Origin of the sequence: Enterobacter sp. GER_MD16_1505_Eko_090, from assembly GCF_003331015.1 — a bacterium.
In the GTDB taxonomy this organism is placed as follows: Bacteria; Pseudomonadota; Gammaproteobacteria; order Enterobacterales; family Enterobacteriaceae; genus Enterobacter; species Enterobacter roggenkampii.
The window spans coordinates 85,278-101,853 of the sequence record NZ_PUQF01000012.1 but is presented as its reverse complement, the minus strand read 5'-3'; the positions used below and the strand labels follow the sequence as shown (position 1 = coordinate 101,853).

Annotated in this window: 17 protein-coding genes; 12 read left to right on the top strand and 5 right to left on the bottom strand. The window is 62.0% G+C overall.

Annotated features, from left to right (window positions below):
* From C6A40_RS15000 to hypA, 3 genes are read right to left on the bottom strand one after another with little or no spacing between them, the layout of a single operon-like run.
* Complete coding sequence (locus tag C6A40_RS15000) at positions 1-273, bottom strand: HypC/HybG/HupF family hydrogenase formation chaperone (RefSeq protein WP_008499582.1); 273 nt, start codon at positions 271-273, stop codon at positions 1-3.
* A complete protein-coding gene (gene hypB, locus C6A40_RS14995) occupies positions 264-1,127 on the bottom strand; it encodes a hydrogenase nickel incorporation protein HypB (protein WP_045336535.1) in 864 nt (287 codons plus the stop codon). Before hypB ends, C6A40_RS15000 begins: the two co-directional genes overlap by 10 nt.
* 3 nt (positions 1,128-1,130) lie before the next feature.
* Complete coding sequence (hypA, locus tag C6A40_RS14990; protein WP_008499580.1) at positions 1,131-1,481, bottom strand: hydrogenase maturation nickel metallochaperone HypA; 351 nt, start codon at positions 1,479-1,481, stop codon at positions 1,131-1,133.
* A gap of 210 nt (positions 1,482-1,691) precedes the next feature.
* On the opposite strand from hypA, the gene hycA reads away from it, so the two are divergent.
* The 9 genes from hycA (at position 1,692) to hycI (ending at position 9,471) form a co-directional block, all read left to right on the top strand.
* Entirely contained in the window at positions 1,692-2,156 is a 465-nt protein-coding gene (gene hycA, locus C6A40_RS14980; protein WP_045336569.1) for a formate hydrogenlyase regulator HycA, read from the top strand.
* A gap of 71 nt (positions 2,157-2,227) precedes the next feature.
* Positions 2,228-2,836: a 4Fe-4S dicluster domain-containing protein gene (locus C6A40_RS14975; protein ID WP_045336537.1), complete on the top strand. Its 609-nt coding sequence runs from the start codon at positions 2,228-2,230 to the stop codon at positions 2,834-2,836.
* Complete coding sequence (hycC, locus tag C6A40_RS14970) at positions 2,833-4,647, top strand: formate hydrogenlyase subunit 3 (RefSeq protein ID WP_045336539.1); 1,815 nt, start codon at positions 2,833-2,835, stop codon at positions 4,645-4,647. Before C6A40_RS14975 ends, hycC begins: the two co-directional genes overlap by 4 nt.
* 1 nt (position 4,648) lies before the next feature.
* A complete protein-coding gene (locus tag C6A40_RS14965; protein WP_045336541.1) occupies positions 4,649-5,572 on the top strand; it encodes a respiratory chain complex I subunit 1 family protein in 924 nt (307 codons plus the stop codon).
* Between the two features lie 15 nt (positions 5,573-5,587).
* Positions 5,588-7,297 carry a formate hydrogenlyase subunit HycE gene (gene hycE, locus C6A40_RS14960; protein WP_045336543.1) on the top strand — a complete coding sequence of 570 codons (1,710 nt, stop codon included), beginning with the start codon at positions 5,588-5,590 and terminating at the stop codon, positions 7,295-7,297.
* Between the two features lie 9 nt (positions 7,298-7,306).
* Positions 7,307-7,849, top strand: coding sequence for a formate hydrogenlyase complex iron-sulfur subunit (locus tag C6A40_RS14955; protein ID WP_008499573.1), 543 nt, complete (start codon positions 7,307-7,309; stop codon positions 7,847-7,849).
* Complete coding sequence (locus C6A40_RS14950; protein WP_021241938.1) at positions 7,849-8,616, top strand: NADH-quinone oxidoreductase subunit B family protein; 768 nt, start codon at positions 7,849-7,851, stop codon at positions 8,614-8,616. The genes C6A40_RS14955 and C6A40_RS14950 overlap by 1 nt, the downstream gene beginning before the upstream one ends.
* Positions 8,613-9,023 carry a formate hydrogenlyase maturation HycH family protein gene (locus tag C6A40_RS14945; RefSeq protein ID WP_021241939.1) on the top strand — a complete coding sequence of 137 codons (411 nt, stop codon included), beginning with the start codon at positions 8,613-8,615 and terminating at the stop codon, positions 9,021-9,023. The genes C6A40_RS14950 and C6A40_RS14945 overlap by 4 nt, the downstream gene beginning before the upstream one ends.
* Positions 9,016-9,471, top strand: coding sequence for a hydrogenase maturation peptidase HycI (hycI, locus tag C6A40_RS14940; protein ID WP_032664243.1), 456 nt, complete (start codon positions 9,016-9,018; stop codon positions 9,469-9,471). The genes C6A40_RS14945 and hycI overlap by 8 nt, the downstream gene beginning before the upstream one ends.
* 81 nt (positions 9,472-9,552) lie before the next feature.
* Here hycI and C6A40_RS14935 read toward each other — a convergent pair whose 3' ends face one another.
* Positions 9,553-10,977 carry a 6-phospho-beta-glucosidase gene (locus C6A40_RS14935; protein ID WP_021241941.1) on the bottom strand — a complete coding sequence of 475 codons (1,425 nt, stop codon included), beginning with the start codon at positions 10,975-10,977 and terminating at the stop codon, positions 9,553-9,555.
* Positions 10,978-10,995: 18 nt separating this feature from the next.
* Complete coding sequence (gene ascF / locus C6A40_RS14930; RefSeq protein ID WP_008499568.1) at positions 10,996-12,447, bottom strand: PTS cellobiose/arbutin/salicin transporter subunit IIBC; 1,452 nt, start codon at positions 12,445-12,447, stop codon at positions 10,996-10,998.
* A gap of 213 nt (positions 12,448-12,660) precedes the next feature.
* Here ascF and C6A40_RS14925 point away from each other — a divergent pair, with 213 nt between their 5' ends.
* The 3 genes from C6A40_RS14925 (at position 12,661) to hypF (ending at position 16,576) form a co-directional block, all read left to right on the top strand.
* Complete coding sequence (locus C6A40_RS14925; protein WP_023325960.1) at positions 12,661-13,674, top strand: LacI family DNA-binding transcriptional regulator; 1,014 nt, start codon at positions 12,661-12,663, stop codon at positions 13,672-13,674.
* A gap of 134 nt (positions 13,675-13,808) precedes the next feature.
* On the top strand, positions 13,809-14,354 hold the full coding sequence (gene hydN / locus C6A40_RS14920; RefSeq protein ID WP_008499565.1) for an electron transport protein HydN: 546 nt from the start codon (positions 13,809-13,811) through the stop codon (positions 14,352-14,354).
* 5 nt (positions 14,355-14,359) lie between these two features.
* Positions 14,360-16,576, top strand: coding sequence for a carbamoyltransferase HypF (hypF, locus tag C6A40_RS14915; RefSeq protein ID WP_045336546.1), 2,217 nt, complete (start codon positions 14,360-14,362; stop codon positions 16,574-16,576).

Genomic DNA, 16,576 nt, shown 5'->3' with positions numbered 1-16,576 from the left:
TTATCGCTCCTCGCCGTACAGCAGCGCGCCGACGTCCGGCTCCACGTCGAACATGTTTTGCAACGCATCCAGCGTGTCGCGGGCTTCCGCTTCGTTAATCACGCTCATGGCAAACCCCACGTGGACCAGCACCCACTGGCCGAGACGCGACGCGCCCGTTTCATCGGTGCTGCCCACCAGCGTCAGGTCTACATCACGCAGGATGCCGCAAACCTCGACTTTGGCCTGATTACCGTTGAGGGAATGGATTTGTCCCGGTACGCCTATGCACATCGTTCGTTCTCCAGCCAGCGTAACCAGCCGTCCATGCCGTCGCCGCGCGTGGCGGAGACCAGCAGGATCTCAATCTCCGGGTTCACTTCGCGGGCATACGCCAGGCACTTATCCACGTCGAAATTCAGGTACGGCAGCAGGTCGACTTTGTTCAGCAGCATCAGGGATGCCGCGGCGAACATGTGGGGGTATTTCAGCGGCTTGTCTTCGCCCTCGGTCACCGAAAGCACTGCCACCTTGTGTCGTTCACCCAGATCGAAGCTCGCCGGGCAGACCAGGTTGCCGACGTTTTCAATAAACAGGATGCCGTTATCCGCCAGCGGCAGGCGCGGGGCGGCGTCGGCAATCATCTGCGCATCCAGGTGGCAGCCTTTGCCGGTGTTAACCTGAATTGCCGGGGTGCCGGTTTCGCGGATACGCGCCGCGTCGTTTACCGTTTGCTGGTCGCCCTCGATCACCGCGCAGGAGACGCGCCCGGTGAGGCGTTTGAGCGTTTCGGTCAGCAGCGTGGTTTTGCCGGAACCGGGGCTGGAGACCAGGTTCAGCGCCAGCTGTTTGCGGGCGGCGAAGCGGGCGCGGTTGCGGGCGGCGATCTGGTTATTTTTGTCCAGCACGTTGATTTCCACGTCCAGCATTTGACGCTGGCTCATGCCCGGCGCGTGGGTACCCGCTTCGCCGTGGCCGTAATGCAGGTCGCCCGCGTCGGAACGCTGCGGCGCAAAGGTAATGCCGGTCAGGGCTGCCGCAGGGCGCGGGGCAGGGGAAAAGGGCGCGGAGCGAAACGCGGAGTGGGGACGGTGCTCATCCCCTTCTATATACAGGTTGCCTTCGGCGCAACCGCAGGTACTACACATACTTTACTCCTTCTCGATTTCGAGGCGTTGGATCTGCATGCCGTCATCCGCCACGATGCGCAGCCCGGTGCTCTGACACTGCGGACAGCGCTGTACCTTTGATGAGAGCAGGGTGACGTACTGCTGGCACTGTTCGCACCAGCACTCCGCCTGCTGCTCCTCAATATGCAGTTCGCAGCCTTCCGCCAGCGTGCCGCGGCACACCAGCTCAAAACAGAAGGTCAGGGCGCTGGTCTCGACGCAGGAAAACGCCCCGACCTTCAGCCAGACGCCGGTGACGCGTTTCGCGTGGTTTTGCACAGCCTGCTGTTCGATAAGTTCCAGAGCCCGCTGGCAGAGGGTGATTTCGTGCATGACGCCTCCTCAATGAATTGCCCCGGTAATGCAATAACAGTGCCAGCTTGATATTTGTTAAGGCGTGTCGATGTCACCGCTGTCGAAATGACACGTCGACACCGCGATGTTGACAGCGAATTTTTAATTAAATCCATTGAAAATCAAAAACATAAAAACTGGCATGGAATCTGCTTAACAGCCGCTATCTCCATTAAACGGATACCTTTTATGACTATTTGGGAAATCAGCGAAAAAGCGGAATACATCGCGCAGCGTCATCAGCAGTTACAGGACCAGTGGCACCTTTACTGCAACTCTCTGGTTCAGGGCATTACCTTGTCGAAAGCGCGTCTTCACCACGCGATGAGCTGTGCGGCGCAGGGCGATATGCGCTTTGTCCTCTTCGGCCATTTCATCATCAACGTCACCCTGGCGGATAACTTCAACAGCCACACTATCGAGTACTACCTCGAGACAAAAGACGGTGAAAAACAGCGTATTGCAAAGGCGCAGCTGATGGCTGACGGCATGGTGGACGGCCACGTCAGCAACCGCGATCGCCAGCAGGTACTGGAGCACTATCTGGAAAAAATCGCCCCGGTTTATAACGGCCTGTACACCGCCGTTGAACACGATCTCCCGGTCAACCTGAAGCAGCTGATGGACGGAAATACTTCAGCGAACGTGGCCTGACCCCCAGTGTGTCGAGAAGTGTCGACAAGACAGTTTTTCGTCAAAAATGACTATCACCAGAGGATAACCCGGTGAACCGTTTTGTAATTGCTGACTCGACGGTCTGTATTGGCTGTCGAACCTGTGAGGCGGCGTGTTCGGAAACGCATCGCCTGCATGGGCTACAGTCCATGCCGCGCCTGCACGTCATGCGTAATGAAAAAGAGTCTGCCCCGCAGCTCTGCCATCAATGTGAAGATGCCCCCTGCGCGGGTGTCTGTCCTGTGAACGCCATCACCCGCGTGGATGGCGCAGTCCAGCTGAACGAAAGCCTGTGCGTAAGCTGCAAGCTGTGCGGCATTGCCTGCCCGTTCGGTGCGATTGAATTCTCCGGCAGCCGCCCGCTGCATATTCCGGCCAATGCCAATTCGCCTAAAGCCCCGCCCGCGCCTCCGGCGCCTGCACGCGTCAGCACGCTGCTGGACTGGGTGCCCGGCATCCGCGCCGTTGCGGTGAAGTGCGACCTGTGCAGCTTCGATGAACAGGGCCCGGCCTGCGTGCGCACCTGTCCAACCAAAGCGCTGATTCTGGTGAACATTCGCGACATCGCCCGCACCAGCAAGCGCAAGCGCGAGCTGACCATTAATACCGACGTCGGCGATCTTTCGCTTCTGCAGGCGCTCAACGAGGGGGTGAAATGAACGCGATTACGATGATTACCAGCGCCGTGGCGTACTTTGCCGCCGCCGCCGTGCTGGCGTGGCTTCTGTCATTCCATAAAACCCTGAGCGGCTGGATCGCCGGGATCGGCGGGGCGGTCGGCAGCCTGATGACGCTGGCGGCGGGTGGAGTTGTCCTGCTCGGCGGGCAGTCCGCAGAGGCCGTGATGCCGCTGATTCGCCACACCGTAGCGATTACGCCGCTGAACGCCATCTGGCTGGTGACCTTTGGCCTGTGCGGGCTGTTTATCAGCCTGTTCAATATCGACTGGCACCGCCATCCGCACGCCAAAGCCAACGGCCTGCTGGTGAACCTGCTGATGGCGACGGCGGTCTGCACCGTGATCGCCAGCAACCTCGGCGCGCTGGTGGTGATGGCGGAGATCATGGCGCTCTGCGGCGTGTTCCTGACCGGCTGCAGCGCCTCCGGGAAAGTGTGGTTTGCGCTTGGACGCCTCGGGACGCTGCTGCTGGCGCTGGCCTGCTGGCGGGTGTGGCAGCGTTTCGGCACGCTGGAGTTCGCTGCACTTAACGGGCATCCGCTGGGCAATGACGTCTGGCTGCTGGGCGTGATCGGCTTTGGCCTGCTGGCCGGGATTATCCCGCTGCACGGCTGGGTGCCGCAGGCGCATGCGAATGCCTCCGCGCCCGCTGCCGCGCTGTTTTCTGTGGTGGTGATGAAGGTCGGTCTGTTCGGGATTCTGGCGATGACGCTGACCGGCGGCCAGCCGCCGCTGTGGTGGGGCGTGGTGTTGCTGATTGCGGGCATGATCACCGCCTTCATCGGCGGCCTGTACGCGCTGATGGAGCACAATATCCAGCGTCTTCTGGCGTACCACACGCTGGAGAATATCGGCATCATCCTGCTCGGCATGGGCGCGGGCGTGACCGGGCTGGCGCTTAATCAACCGTCGCTGATTGCCGCCGGCTTTATCGGCGGTTTGTATCACCTGATCAACCACAGCCTGTTTAAAAGCACCCTGTTCCTCGGGGCGGGCAGCGTCTGGTTCCGCACCGGCCATCGGGATATCGAAAAGCTCGGTGGGATTGGCAAAAAAATGCCGGTGATTTCGCTGGCGATGCTGGTCGGGCTGATGGCGATGGCCGCGCTGCCGCCGCTGAACGGCTTTGCCGGGGAGTGGGTGATCTATCAGTCCTTCTTCGCCCTCGGTCAGAGCGAGGCGTTTATCGCCCGCCTGCTGGGGCCGCTGCTGGCGGTCGGGCTGGCGATTACCGGGGCGCTGGCCGTGATGTGCATGGCGAAAGTCTATGGCGTGACCTTCCTTGGCGCACCGCGTACGCGTGAGGCTGAGAACGCCTGCTGCGCACCGGTACTGATGGGCGTAAGCGTGGTCGCGCTGGCGCTGTGCTGCATCGCGGGCGGGGTTGCCGCGCCGTGGCTGCTGCCGCTGCTGGGCCACGCCATTCCGCTGCCGCTTGAGACGGCGCACACCGTCGTTTCCCAGCCGATGATTGCACTGCTGCTGATTGCCGCGCCGCTGCTGCCGTTCGTGCTCATGCTGTTCTTCAAACGCGACCGGCTCACCTCCCGCTCGCGCGGTGCCGCGTGGGCCTGCGGTTATGAACACGAACAGTCGATGGTCATCACCGCCCACGGTTTTGCTATGCCGGTGAAAGAGAACTTCGCCGCCGTGCTGAAGCTGCGCCACTGGCTGAACCCGGTGGGCTGGGTACCCGGCTGGCAGAACGCTGCCGCGCCCGCGCTGTTCCGCCGTCTGGCGCTGATCGAGCTGGCGGTGCTGGTAGTGATTGTGATTTCACGAGGAGCCTGACATGAGTCTGTTACTGGCAATTCTTCAGGCGCTGGTGCTGTTCGCCGCCGCGCCGCTGCTGTCGGGCATCACGCGCGTGGCGCGTGCCCGGATGCACAACCGTCGCGGGCCTGGCGTACTGCAGGAGTACCGCGATCTCTTCAAGCTGCTTTCTCGCCAGAGCGTGGCCCCGGATGCCGCAGGCTGGGTCTTCCGCCTGACGCCGTTTGTGATGGTGGGCGTGATGCTCACCGTCGCCACCGCGCTGCCGGTGGTGACGGTGGCTTCGCCGCTGCCCGTGCTTGGCGATCTGATTACGCTTATCTACCTCTTCGCCATCGCCCGCTTCTTCTTTGCGATTGCGGGCCTGGACACCGGTAGCCCGTTTACCGGCATCGGTGCCAGCCGCGAGGCGATGCTCGGCGTGCTGGTTGAGCCGATCCTGCTGCTGGGGCTGTGGGTCGCCGCGCAGGTTGCGGGTTCCACGCACATCAGCTTTATCACCGACACCGTTTACCACTGGCCAGTTGCCCGCTCCCTTCCGCTGGTGCTGGCGCTGTGCGCCTGCGCGTTCGCCACGTTTATCGAGATGGGCAAGCTGCCGTTCGATCTGGCCGAAGCCGAGCAGGAGCTGCAGGAAGGGCCGCTCACCGAATACAGCGGCTACGGCTTTGCGGTGCTGAAGTGGGGCATCAGCCTCAAACAGCTGGTGGTGCTGCAGATGTTTGTCGGCGTCTTCTTCCCGTGGGGGCAGATGACGCAGTTCTCTGCGGGTGGACTGCTGCTGGCCGTCGTGGTTGCCGCCCTCAAGCTGCTGGTCGGCGTGCTGGTCATTGCCCTGTTCGAAAACAGCATGGCGCGCCTGCGTTTTGTGGAAACGTCCCGCATCACCTGGGCCGGGTTTGGTTTTGCATTTTTAGCGTTCGTCTCCTTGCTGGTGGCGTGATTAAAGAGAGTATTTATGTCTGAAGAAAAGAAAGGTCAGCAGTATCTCGCCGCGTTGCATCAGGCTTTCCCGGGCGTGGTGCTGGAGGAGTCCTGGCAAACCAAAGACCAGATCACCGTCACCATTAAGGTGAACTATCTGCCGGAAGTGGTGGAGTTTCTCTACTACCAGCAGGGCGGCTGGCTGTCGGTGCTGTTCGGTAACGACGAGCGCCAGCTGTGCGGCAGTTACGCGGTGTATTACGTGATGTCGATGGAGCAGGGCGAGAAGTGCTGGATCACCGTGCGCGTCGAGGTCGACCCGAATAAACCGGAATACCCGTCCGTCACGCCGCGCGTGCCCGCTGCCGTCTGGGGCGAGCGTGAAGTGCGCGACATGTATGGCCTGGTGCCGGTTGGCCTGCCGGATGAGCGCCGTCTGGTGCTGCCGGACGACTGGCCGGACGAACTCTATCCGCTGCGCAAAGACAGCATGGACTACCGCCAGCGTCCGGCGCCGACTACCGACAGCGAAACCTACGAGTTCATCAACGAGCTGGGCAGCAAGAAGAATAACGTGGTGCCGATCGGCCCGCTGCACGTCACCTCTGACGAGCCGGGCCACTTCCGCCTGTTCGTTGACGGTGAAAACATTATCGACGCCGACTACCGCCTGTTCTACGTCCACCGCGGCATGGAGAAGCTGGCGGAGACCCGCATGGGCTACAACGAAGTGACGTTTCTTTCTGACCGCGTGTGCGGCATCTGCGGCTTCGCCCACAGCACCGCCTACACCACCTCGGTAGAGAACGGCATGGGGATCGTGGTGCCGGAACGCGCGCAGATGATCCGCGCCATCCTGCTGGAGGTGGAGCGCCTGCACTCGCACCTGCTGAACCTCGGCCTGGCCTGCCACTTCGTCGGCTTTGACTCCGGGTTTATGCAGTTCTTCCGCGTGCGCGAAGCGTCGATGAAGATGGCGGAGATACTCACCGGGGCGCGCAAAACCTACGGTCTGAACCTGATCGGCGGGATCCGCCGCGACCTGCTGAAAAACGACATGATCCAGACCCGCCTGCTGGCGCAGCAGATGCGCCGGGACGTGCAGGAGCTGGTGGACATGCTGCTCAGCACGCCCAACATCGAGCAGCGCACCGTCGGCATTGGCCGCCTCGATCCGGAGATCGCCCGCGACTTCAGCAACGTCGGCCCGATGGTGCGCGCCAGCGGGCACGCCCGCGACACGCGTGCCGATCACCCGTTCGTCGGCTACGGCCTGCTGCCGATGACCGTGCACAGCGAGCAGGGCTGCGACGTCATTTCCCGCCTGAAGGTGCGCATCAACGAGGTGTTCACCGCGCTGAACATGATCGACTTTGGTCTGGACAACCTGCCGGGCGGCCCGCTGATGGTGGAAGGCTTCACCTACATTCCAAACCGCTTTGCCCTCGGCTTTGCCGAAGCGCCGCGCGGGGACGACATCCACTGGAGCATGACCGGCGACAACCAGAAGCTCTACCGCTGGCGCTGCCGTGCGGCGACCTACGCCAACTGGCCAACCCTGCGCTACATGCTGCGCGGCAACACGGTCTCCGACGCGCCGCTGATCATCGGCAGCCTCGACCCGTGCTACTCCTGCACCGACCGCATGACCGTCGTGGACGTGCGCAAGAAAAAAAGCCAGGTGGTGCCGTACAAAGAGCTTGAGCGCTACAGCATCGAGCGTAAGAACTCGCCGCTGAAATAAGGATTCGCCATGTTTACCTTTATCAAAAAAGTGATCAAAACCGGCACGCAGACCAGCCGCTATCCGCTGGAGCCGATGCCGGTCGACAAAAACTTTCGCGGCAAGCCGGAGCACAACCCGCAGCAGTGCATCGGCTGCGCGGCCTGCGTCAACGCCTGTCCGTCGAATGCCCTGACGGTGGAAACGGATCTCAAAACCGGCGAGCTGGCCTGGCAGTTTAACCTTGGACGCTGCATCTTCTGCGGCCGCTGTGAGGAGGTCTGCCCGACGGTCGCCATTCGCCTGTCTCAGGAGTACGAGCTGGCGGTGTGGAAGAAAGAGGATTTCCTGCAGCAGTCGCGCTTTGACCTGTGCCACTGCCGGGTCTGCCAGCGCCCGTTCGCCGTGCAAAAAGAGATCGATTACGCCATCGCGCTGCTGCAGCACAACGGCGACGCGCGCGCGGAACACCACCGCGAAAGCTTCGAAACCTGCCCGGCGTGCAAGCGTCAGAAATGCCTGCTGCCGTCCGACCGCATTGATATCACCCGTCACATGAGAGAGGCCAGCTGATGGAAAACCTACTGGGCCCGCGCGACGCAAACGGCATTCCGGTGCCGATGACGGTGGACGAATCCATCGCCAGCATGAAGGCGTCGCTGCTGAAAAAAATCAAACGCTCGGCCTACGTCTACCGCGTGGACTGCGGCGGCTGCAACGGCTGCGAGATTGAGATCTTCGCTACGCTGTCGCCGCTCTTTGACGCCGAGCGCTTCGGCATCAAGGTGGTGCCGTCCCCGCGTCATGCGGACATCCTGCTGTTCACCGGGGCCGTCACCCGCGCCATGCGCTCGCCCGCGCTGCGCGCCTGGCAGTCCGCGCCGGACCCGAAAATCTGCATCTCGTACGGCGCCTGCGGCAACAGCGGCGGCATCTTCCATGACCTCTACTGCGTCTGGGGCGGCACCGACAAAATCGTGCCGGTGGACGTCTACATCCCGGGCTGCCCGCCGACGCCCGCTGCGACGCTGTACGGCTTCGCGATGGCGCTCGGCCTGCTGGAGCAGAAAATCCACGCGCGCGAGCCGGGCGAACTCGACAACCAGCCGGCCGCCATTCTGCACCCGGACATGGTGCAGCCGCTGCGGGTGAAGGTTGACCGCACGGCGCGCAGGCTGGCGGGGTACCGCTACGGGCGCCAGATTGCCGATGATTATCTGCGCCTGCTGAGCCAGGGTGACCACCAGGTCGCGCGCTGGCTGGAGGCGGAAAACGATCCGCGCCTCAATGAGATTGTGGCGAACCTGAACAGCATCGTCGACGAGGCGCGTATCCGATGAGTGAAACGGTGGTGTTCAGCCAGCTGAGCCGTAAGTTTATTGATGAGAACGATGCCACGCCGGATGCGGCGCAGCAGGTGGTCTATTACAGCCTGGCGATTGGGCATCACCTCGGGGTGATTGACTGCCTGGAGGCCGCGCTGAGCTGCCCCTGGCCGGAATACCTGGCGTGGATTGCCACGCTGGAGGAGGGCAGCACGGCGCGGCGCAAAATGGAAGGCGTGCCGAAGTACGGCGAGATCGTGATCGATGTGAACCACATTGCCATGCTCGCCAACGCCTTTGACGCGGCGCTGGGCAGGCAAACCCCCGAGCAGCAGACTTGGAGCAAAACGCTGCTCGGCATGCTGCATGATATTCATCAGGAGAGCGCCATCTACCTGATGGTGAGGAGATTACGTGACTGACGTTTTACTGTGTGTCGGCAACAGCATGATGGGCGACGACGGCGCGGGTCCGCTGCTCGCAGAGATGTGTGCCGCGAACCCGCAGGGCGACTGGGTGGTGATTGACGGCGGCAGCGCGCCGGAAAACGACGTGGTGGCCATCCGCGAGCTGCGTCCGGACAGGCTGTTGATCGTCGATGCCACCGATATGGGGCTCAACCCCGGCGAGATCCGCCTGATTGACCCGGACGACATCGCCGAGATGTTTATGATGACCACCCACAATATGCCGCTGAACTACCTCGTGGATCAGATCAAAGGTGACGTGGGCGAGGTGCTGTTTTTGGGCATTCAGCCGGATATTGTCGGGTTTTATTACCCGATGACGCCGCCGGTGAAAGAGGCGGTGGACGTGGTGTATTCACGGCTTGCCGGGTGGGTTGGGGATGGAGGTTTTTCTCAGCTCTGAGCAGCGCCCGGTGGCGCTACGCTTACCGGGCCTACGGTTTTGTAGGCCGGGTAAGGCGAAGCCGCCACCCGGCAAAACAGGCTACTCGAGATCCGCCCCGTTACTCGCAATCACCTTCTTATACCATCCGAACGATTTCTTGCGTTTCCGTTCCAGCGTGCCGTTCCCGGCGTCGTCGCGGTCAACGTACACAAACCCGTAGCGCTTGCTCATCTCACCGGTTGAGGCCGAGACCAGGTCAATGCAGCCCCAGGTGGTGTAGCCCATCAGCGGCACGCCGTCCTCAATCGCATCCCCCATTGCGCGGATGTGCTCGCGCAGGTAGCTGATGCGGTAGTCGTCGTTAATCTCGCCGTTTTCATCAACGACGTCTTTCGCTCCCAGGCCGTTCTCCACCAGGAACAGCGGCTTCTGGTAGCGGTCGTACATCATGTTCATGGTGATGCGCAGCCCGAGCGGGTCGATGCCCCAGCCCCATTCGCTCACCTGGATGTGCGGGTTGCGCAGGGACTTCACGATGTTCGCCGCGCTGGTGTTGCCCGCGTTCATGTCCGCCGAGGCGCAGCGCGAGGCGTAGTAGCTAAACGACACAAAGTCGACGGTATTTTTCAGCAGTTCGTCATCGCCCGGATCTTTAACAATCACCACGCCTTTCTCGCGGAACACGCGGGCAGAGTAGGCCGGGTAGCTTCCGCGCGCCTGCACGTCGATAAAGAACAGGTTCTCGCGGTCTTTCTCCAGCGCCATCCACACGTCTTCCGGCTTGCAGGAGTAGGGGTAGAAGTTACCGCCCGCCAGCATGCAGCCGACCTGGTTTTCCGGGTTTACCTCGTGGGCAATTTTGGTCGCCAGCGCGCTCGCCACCAGCTCGTGGTGCGCGGCCTGGTATTTCACCTGGTCTTCGTTTTCGCCTTCCTCAAACACCAGTCCCGCGCCGGAAAACGGGCTGTGCAGCATGATGTTGATTTCGTTGAAGGTCAGCCAGTATTTCACCAACCCGTTAAATTCTTCGAAGCAGGTGCGGGCGTAGCGGGCGAAGAAATCGACCATCTTGCGGTTGCGCCAGGAGCCGTACTCCGTCACCAGGTGCATCGGCACGTCAAAGTGGCAGAGGGTCACCAGCGGCTCGATGTTGTACTTTTTGCACTCCTCGAACACCGCGCGGTAAAAGGCAATGCCTTCTTTGTTCGGCAGCGGCTCGTCGCCGTTCGGATAGAGGCGGCTCCAGGCGATCGAGGTGCGGAACACCGTAAAGCCCATCTCCGCCATCAGGGCGATGTCCTCTTTATAGCGATGGTAAAAATCAATCGCCTCGTGGCTCGGGTAGAACTCGTCGTCACGCAGCGAGAAACGCTTTTCCTTACCGAGCTTCACCGCCAGGCGATTCGCGCCGTGGGGGATCATATCGACCGTCGTCAGCCCTTTGCCGCCTTCACGGTAAGCCCCTTCGCTCTGGTTGGCGGCAAGCGCGCCGCCCCATAAAAATCCTTGTGGAAAAACAGACATTCTTACCTCGCTTTCAATTTATGCTTTTGCTGCGTTGTTCTGTACCGGTGCGGTCTGCAGGGCGCGCGCTTTTTCAGCCTCGTCTTCGACCGGAATATCCTCAAAGCCCAGTATCAGGGTCAGAATAAACGACAGCACCACTGCCAGACCCATCACGCCAAACACCCAGACGATGGTCATTGGGTTGGCCGGGTCGAAGAACTGCACGCTGGTGAACAGCCCCGGTGCCGCCATCGAATGGCTGGCAAGACCGGCTATGCCCGCCACCGCGCCGCAGATAAAGCCGCTGATCAGGCTGGCAATCAGCGGGCGTTTCAGACGGATCGCGACGCCGTACAGGGCCGGTTCAGAGATCCCCGCCATGATGGCGGAGGCCGCCGCCGCCAGCGCCGTCTGGCGCAGCTCCGGGTTTTTCGTTTTCCACGCCACCGCCAGCGACGAACCGCCGAGCGACAGGTTGGCGCCAATTTCCGACGGCATCACCATCCCTTCCTTGCCCGTTTCGGCAATGGTCTGAATGATGGTCGGCGTAAAGACGCGGTGCATCCCGGTCATCACCAGCAGCGGCCACAATGCGCCCATGATCGCCACGGAGAGCCAGCCCAGGTAGCCGTGAATGGTGTAGACCAGCGCGGAGATGGCGCTACCGATCCAGATCCCCAGCGGGCCAATCAGCACGATGGCGAGCGGGGCGGCAATCAGCACGATCAGCATCGGCTTGAGGAAGTTTTTCGTCACCGCCGGGGTGATGCGATCCACCCAGCGTTCGATGTACGACAGGCACCAGGTCATCACCAGCGCGGGGATGACGGTGTAGGTGTATTTCACCGCCGTCACCGGGATAAAGGCGAACTCAACGTGCTCGCCCTGCGCGGCTTTCGCCATCAGCTCGATAAAGCTCGGGTGCACCAGCACGCCCGCAATGGCTATCGCCAGCGACATGTTGGTTTTGAATTTTACCGCCGCCGAGGCCGCCACCATCAGCGGCAGGAAGAAGAACGCGCCGTCGCCGATGACGGTCAAAATGGTGAGCGTCGGCGCGCCTTTGGGCAGCACGCCGGTCATCTCAAGGATCATCGCCAGCAGCTTGACCATCGAGCCGCCGATGATCGCCGGGATCAGCGGGGACATGGTGCCAATCAGCGCGTCGAGGATCCCGGCGCCAATGCGGCGCAGCGTCAGCTTTTGCGGGCCTTCCGGCACCGCGGGCTGCAGGTCAGCGGGCAGCAGGCTTACCACCTCGCGGTACGCCTGAGAGACGGTATTGCCAATAATCACCTGGCACTGGTTGTCGTTACGCACCACGCCGAGCACGCCGCTGATGCTTTTCAGGCGCGCGGCGTCGGTGAGGGTTTCGTCTTTCAGAACGAAACGCAGTCGCGTCATGCAGTGGGTGACGGCGACGATGTTCTCTTTGCCGCCCAGCGCGCTGATAACGTCGTTCGCCAGCGCAGCGTAATTTTTGGCCATCGGATGTGATCCTGTTATCGTTGTGTGAAATGTAGGAAACCGGTTCCACATAATCATCATGAGTTTTTATGAATGAAACAAGATCGCTTTTTGACCATTTTTTCGTTTCGTGATGAATGTCGCAATGAGGTGCCGAAAGCGTGATGTCGCCGCTGCGACAATTTTTCTGCAGTGCAGTACACTGCCCGCATGAGTTTCGGATGGAAAAAAAACATGACCACGATGCTGGAAGTGGCGAAGCGGGCAGGCGTTTCGAAAGCGACGGTGTCCCGGGTGCTGTCGGGTAATGGCTACGTCAGCCAGGAGACCAAAGACCGGGTGTTTCAGGCCATTGAAGAGAGCGGCTATCGCCCAAATTTGCTGGCGCGCAACCTGGCGACCAAACGCACCCAGACGCTGGGCCTGGTGGTGACGAACACCCTTTATCACGGCGTCTACTTTAGCGAACTGCTGTTTCACGCCGCGCGCATGACCGAAGAGAAAGGGCGACAGCTGATCCTCGCGGACGGCAAGCACAGCGCCGATGAGGAGCGCGAGGCGATCCAGTATCTGCTGGATATGCGCTGCGACGCGGTGATCATCTATCCGCGTTTTCTGAGCGTGGATGAGATGGATGCGATCGTCGAGAAGTGCGAGCAGCCCATTATGGTGCTCAACCGCCGCCTGCGGAAAAACAGCAGCCACAGCGTCTGGTCCGATCATAAAGCCTCCAGCCAGGACGCGGTGTCACAGCTGATTGCGAAAGGGCATCGGGAGATCGCCTTTATCACCGGCTCGATGGATTCCCCAACCGGGGTCGAGCGTCTCTCCGGCTACAAGGACGCGCTGGCGCAGCACGGTATTCCGCTGCGCGAGGGGCTGATCGCGCAGGGGAAGTGGAACCCCGCCAGCGGCGCGGCGGCGGTGTCCGACCTGCTTGCGCGCGGCGAACGCTTTACGGCGCTGGTGGCGAGCAATGACGATATGGCCATCGGTGCCCTGAAGCAGCTGCACGACAGCGGCGTGGCCACGCCGGACGCGGTGTCGGTGATCGGTTTCGACGATGTGGCCATCGCGCCCTACATCGTGCCGTCGCTCTCCAGCGTACGCATTCCGGTAACGGAGATGATTCAGGAGACCATCAGCCGCCTGATCTTCATGCTCGACGGCGGCGAGTTTAAATATCAGCAAACCTTCTCCGGCGAGCTTGTCCTGCGCGACTCGGTTATTGACGGCCCACACCGCTGATGTCGACAGCTGTCATCGTCATAAGTGACGATGACAGCGCCGCTGTGATTTTAAAAGTCCCATAAAATCAATGTGTTAATTATTGGCACGGTTTATGAATATCTCCGCGCATAACTGTAATGCTGGAGAAGCAGATGAACCGTTTTATTATGGCCGATGCCAGTAAGTGTATTGGTTGCCGTACCTGTGAAGTGGCGTGCGTGGTCTCCCATCAGGCGGAGCAGGACTGTGCGTCGCTCACCCCTGACACCTTCCTGCCGCGCATCCACGTCATCAAAGGCGTGAATATCTCCACCGCCGCCATCTGTCGCCAGTGCGAAGACGCTCCGTGCGCGAACGTCTGCCCGAACGGGGCGATTAAACGCGAGAAAGGCTTTGTGCATGTGATGCAGGAGCGCTGCATTGGCTGCAAAACCTGCGTGGTTGCCTGCCCGTATGGCGCGATGGAGGTGGTGGTCCGTCCGGTGGTGCGCAACAGCGGCATGGGGCTGAGCGTGCGGGCGGAGAAAGCCGAAGCCAACAAGTGCGACCTGTGCTACCACCGTGAGGCCGGCCCGGCCTGTATGGAAGCCTGCCCGACGCACGCGCTGGTCTGCGTGGATCGCGACAAGCTTGAGCAGATGAGCGCCGAAAAGCGCCGTCGCGCGGCGTTCGACACCTCGTCATCACTGCTGTTCTGAACCGTATGAGCAGCAACGGCGTTCAGCTGCGGGTGCGCGGCAAGGTGCAGGGCGTGGGGTTTCGTCCCTTCGTCTGGCAGCTGGCGCAGGCGCTTCAGCTGACCGGTGACGTCTGCAATGACGGAGAGGGCGTGCTGGTGCGCCTCGCGGGTAATGGGGGGGCCTTTACCGCGAGGCTGCATCAGGACTGCCCGCCGCTGGCACGCATTGATCGCGTGGAAACGCAGCCGTTTACCTGGGCGCACGTGCCGGAGGACTTTACCATCCGCCACAGCGGGGCCGGGACGATGGACACCCAGATTGTCCCCGATGCCGCGACCTGCCCGGCGTGTCTGGCTGAGATGTGCGACCCACGCGAACGCCGCTATCGCTATCCGTTTATCAACTGCACCCACTGCGGGCCGCGGTTTACCATTATCCGCGCGATGCCCTATGACCGTCCGGCCACGGCAATGGCGCCGTTCCCGCTCTGCGGGCCGTGTGAAGCAGAGTACCGTAATCCTGCCGACCGCCGTTTTCACGCCCAGCCGGTCGCCTGCCCGGACTGCGGACCCGCGCTGGCGTGGCGTGCGGGCGACATGACCGCTGAGCGCGAGGCTGCGCTGCGCGCGGCGGTAGCGATGCTGAAAAGCGGCGGTATTGTTGCGGTTAAAGGGCTGGGCGGCTTTCACCTCGTCTGCGATGCGCGTAACCCGGAGGCGGTTGCGACGCTTCGGTCACGCAAGCAGCGCCCGTCGAAGCCGCTGGCGGTAATGATCCCGCATGCGGATGACCTGCCGGAGACGGTTCAGGCACTGCTGCGCTCACCCGCCGCACCCATTGTGCTCACACCAAAAGTCTGGCTGCCCGCGCTCCCGGAAGGTATCGCGCCCGGTCTGGATTCCGTGGGCATCATGCTTCCTGCGAACCCGCTGCAGCATCTTCTAATGATGGACTGTCAGCGCCCGCTGGTGATGACCTCCGGCAACCTCAGCGGCAGACCGCCTGCCGTCACCAACCGCCAGGCGCTGGATGAGCTCAGCGGCATCGCGGACGGCTTCCTGCTGCATAACCGCGATATCCTGCAGCGGATGGACGATTCGGTGATGGATCGGGACGGTGCGATGCTGCGTCGCGCGCGCGGCTTTGTGCCCGATGTCATCACGTTGCCTTCCGGGTTCGACAATATCCCCGCCATGCTGTGCACCGGGGCGGAGATGAAAAACACCTTCTGCCTGGTGCGTGGGAACCAGGCGGTGCTGAGCCAGCATTTTGGCGATCTCGGTGACGAGGGTGTGGAAGCGCAGTGGCGTTCCGCGCTGTCGGTGATGCAGGACATTTACGCCTTTCAGCCGACGCGCGTGGTGTGCGATGCCCATCCTGGATACCGCGCTCGCCAGTGGGCGCAGGCGCAGGCGTTGCCCCTTGAAGAGGTACACCACCATCACGCTCACGCCGCGGCGTGCCTGGCCGAAAACGGCTGGCCGCGCGAGGGCGGAGACGTTATCGCCCTGACGCTGGACGGGATCGGCATGGGGGAAAACGGCGCGCTGTGGGGCGGAGAGTGCCTGCGGGTCAGCTATCTCGAATACGCGCATCTGGGTGGCCTGCCTGCCGTTGCGCTGCCGGGCGGCGATCTGGCGGCGCGGCAGCCGTGGCGCAATCTGCTCGCCCACTGCCTGGCGTTTGTGCCTGACTGGCAGCAGTACCCGGAAACCCACGCGGTACAGCGCCAGAACTGGCCGCTGCTGGCGACGGCGATCCAGCGTGGCCTCAACGCGCCGCGGGCCTCGTCCTGCGGTCGCCTGTTTGATGCAGTCGCCTGCGCGCTGGGTATCGAAACCCAATCCTGGGAAGGTGAGGCCGCCTGCCGGCTGGAAGCCCTGGCATCGCAGTGCGCGGGTGTCGACCATCCGGTGACGCTGGACGCGGATAATCTCGCGCTTTTCTGGCAGCAGTGGCTGAGCTGGCAGGCGGAGCCCTGCGCGCGCGCCTGGGCGTTTCACGACGCGCTGGCAAAAGGGCTGGCGCAGCTCGCCGCGTTTCACGCCCGGCGCCTGTCGCTGTCGACAATCTGCCTCAGCGGCGGGGTATTGCACAACCGTCTGCTGCGCGCGCGTCTGCGTCATTATCTTTCTGACTTTACGCTTCTTTTTCCTTCGCGCCTGCCCGCAGGTGACGGAGCGATCTCCTTCGGGCAGGCGGTGGTCGCCGCTGCCCGGTCATGTTTACAAAGGACTTAA